The sequence below is a fragment of the Magnetococcales bacterium genome (assembly GCA_015231925.1).
Taxonomy (GTDB): Bacteria; Pseudomonadota; Magnetococcia; order Magnetococcales; family JADGAQ01; genus JADGAQ01.
This window is the reverse complement of the sequence record JADGAQ010000193.1, coordinates 4,918-7,728: the sequence shown is the minus strand read 5'-3', so window position 1 is coordinate 7,728 and position 2,811 is coordinate 4,918. Positions and strand designations below refer to the sequence as shown.

Annotated in this window: 3 protein-coding genes; all 3 read left to right on the top strand. The window is 54.2% G+C overall.

Annotated elements, in window-relative coordinates; translation table 11 throughout:
• The first annotated feature begins 545 nt into the window (after positions 1 to 545).
• The gene (locus HQL56_16515) at positions 546 to 758 is read left to right on the top strand and encodes a hypothetical protein (protein MBF0311120.1); all 213 of its coding nucleotides are present in this window, start codon (positions 546 to 548) and stop codon (positions 756 to 758) included.
• 310 nt (positions 759 to 1,068) lie between these two features.
• Positions 1,069 to 1,539 carry a hypothetical protein gene (locus tag HQL56_16510; GenBank protein ID MBF0311119.1) on the top strand — a complete coding sequence of 157 codons (471 nt, stop codon included), beginning with the start codon at positions 1,069 to 1,071 and terminating at the stop codon, positions 1,537 to 1,539.
• A gap of 265 nt (positions 1,540 to 1,804) precedes the next feature.
• The gene (locus HQL56_16505) at positions 1,805 to 2,428 is read left to right on the top strand and encodes a DedA family protein (protein MBF0311118.1); all 624 of its coding nucleotides are present in this window, start codon (positions 1,805 to 1,807) and stop codon (positions 2,426 to 2,428) included.
• The last annotated feature ends 383 nt before the right edge of the window (positions 2,429 to 2,811 follow it).

The window sequence follows — 2,811 nt, the reverse complement described above, 5'->3', positions numbered from 1 at the left end:
TGTTAGGGCGTGTTGACATTCACCATCTTTTGGTCCCTGGCCGCGTTGCAATCCGGTTCGGAATGCTCATGTAGGCGAGCTACACTCCGCTTCCTCACCGTCTTGCGCCTTGCCAGGAACCAAAATCTGGCAAATGTCAACACGCCCTAGTTTATCATTCCTGCGAGGAACCTCCTCGCAGGAATGATAATATGAGGTAAGAATGATTAATTCATATCTAGCGGGTGTGGTGTTTGGAATAGGATTATGGGTAATATTTATTTTGAGTATGGTCTTTTTTGGGTGGCTGCTTTCTGGTTTGCAGTTCTTGTTTTCGATACTGTTCTTTTTCTTTCCTGTTCCACAGTACCTTTACTCCAAACCTATTTTAAGAATGCTTCAAGATCGGAGTTTATTAAAAACTAAAAGGGGTTATCAGTTGGCGTTAGTTCTGCTATTCTTATTGAATATTTACATGTGGGTGTTCATAATTCCACAGTATTAACCTATCATGTTCGTAAGTTTCATGCGTCTTCCTGCTGACTTTTGAATTGAGGAGTCATTCAATGGCTCAAAAGGTGTTTGTCTGGTTTCTGCGGCATTATATCCTCAGTATCTTGATGTTGATGTTCGGGTTTGTCGTTTTAAAGTGGGTGATGTTCCTGCCGACTTGGTATCTGACCTCCAGTTTTCCGGATCGAAAGCCTTTTCTGATGGAGATCGGTAAGCTATTGCAGGAGGGTCGAACGGTATATGGCCCCGGCTTCGATGAGTATTAATGTTTAATAATTTTTGATCATGACGGAGCTGTCCGACGCGAAAATAGCAATATAATCTTGGCGTATTTGCTGGTTAGAAACAATGCGGGTAACTATTCAGACCCCTGCACAGGGCATTCTGAACGTGTCAACGGCCAAAGGAAAAGTCCCAGGGCGCTGCCCTGGAGTGAGTCGGGGGGGATAATCCCCCCCGAACCCCCGTATATCTGAAGAGTTACGCCTTCGGGTCAATAACGGATGCGCGGATGGGCCTCGGCGTCCATTTTCGTTTGGGTGACATTCTATGGACATTATGCCGATCGATGGGATCTTGGGTGTCAATTTGACGGTGACCGAACCGGGTACGGGTATCAACAAGGACCAGGGCAACGAGTTTCCTCCGGGGACGACGGTGGCCGGAACGGATGGCACCCGCTGGATATATGTTCACGCTTCGGCGGCCATTGCACAGTATCAAGTGGTTGGTATTTCCGAGGTCTTCGAGGCGGCGCCGTTGACCAAAGCCATGGCCGGTGATGGCTGGTATGTCGGTTTTGCCCAGGTGGCTTTTGCGGATAACGATTTTGGTTGGGTGGCCATCGAGGGTACCAACATCAAATGCAAGGTCTTGTCCAACTGTGCCAAGGATGTCTCTTTGTACACCTCGAACACGGCGGGGTCGTTGGATGATGCGGCCAGCAACCAGATAAAGATAGACGGTGTGGTGGCGGTTTCGGGGGTGGGGGCGACGGCGCGGGCGGTGACGTTGATGGCCACCGGTCCGCGTTCCGCGACCTTCTGACGGCGGGTCAAAACGGGCATCCGTTCAGACATACGGGGGTACGCCGGGTATGATCCCCCCGGACTCCCCACAGAATCAAAAGATGGTGCATGTGAGGCGGAGGTGGTTTCACGTCCTTCGGCGGGGGGTGGGCTGCGTGTCACATGCCCGTTCGGTCGACCGGACCCCCTGTTGGTATTCCCGAGGGCCAGGCCTTGTTTTGGGAGGGAGGGTTGCGCACAATGCCACTTTTTCATGGCTTTCGTGCTTGGTGGAGTGGACTTTCATGGGTGAACGGCTGACCAATTTACTGCTGGAGTTGCTGGGGCAACTTGATTACACCGCCATTTTTCTGCTTATGGCGGCGGAGAGTTCCATTTTGCCGGTGCCGTCGGAGTTGGTCATGATTCCTGCCGGTTATCTGGTTTCCATTGGCAAACTGGGCTGGTTGGGATGTCTGGTTTCATCCAGTCTTGGTTCCATTGCCGGGTCTTTGGGTAGTTATTATTTGGCGCTTTGGTTGGGTTATCCCATTTTGCAGCGGTTTGGGCGTTATCTGCTGATCACCGAACACCATTTGGAGAAAACCCGCACCTTTTTTGCTCGTCACGGGGAGATTTCCATTTTCACCGGGCGGTTTGTGCCGGTGGTGCGTCATCTCATTTCCATGCCGGCGGGTATTGGGCGCATGCATCTTCCCGCATTTGTTTTTTATACGTTTGCCGGTTCCACTTTGTGGAATGCGGTTCTTTTGGTGACGGGGTATTTTATCGGGGAGAATCGGGAGTGGGTGATGCGGCACACGCCGATGTTCGCCGGGGGGGCGTTGCTTTTTGCGGTGGCGGTCGCGGCGGCATATATCCTGCGGCAGCGGCGGCGGCAGCGGGGTGGGCGCTCCAGCGAAGCGTAATCATCCGCTAATACGGGGGTCCGGGGGGGATTATCCCCCCCGGCGGGGTTCGGGGCGGAGCCCCGAGGTGTTGCCGTGTCCGTTCCTGTCCGTTGCCGTGTCCGTTGCCGTCGCGGTCCGCTGCCGCCAATGAAATCCCAAAAGCTGCCCACCCGCACCCAACGGCTTTATCGCAGCGGACCGCGGGGGGGCAAGGGGGGGCCTCATCCCCCCATCTTTGAACCCGCCCCACGACGAAAAGCCGGGCCAACCCTCCGCATCGAGCCTCACCGTGACCAATCACCTCTCCCGAAGGGAGAGGTGGAGCGCCTCACACAACGGCGCACGTCAACGGCGCACGTCAACGGCGCACGTCAACGGCGCACGTCAACGGCGCACGTCAA

What these genes read in the sequence shown, in the direction of transcription:
- HQL56_16515 (MBF0311120.1), top strand. Translation starts at nt 546, where the DNA reads ATGGCTCAAAAGGTGTTTGTCTGGTTTCTGCGGCATTATATCCTCAGT.
- HQL56_16505 (MBF0311118.1), top strand. Translation starts at nt 1,805, where the DNA reads ATGGGTGAACGGCTGACCAATTTACTGCTGGAGTTGCTGGGGCAACTT.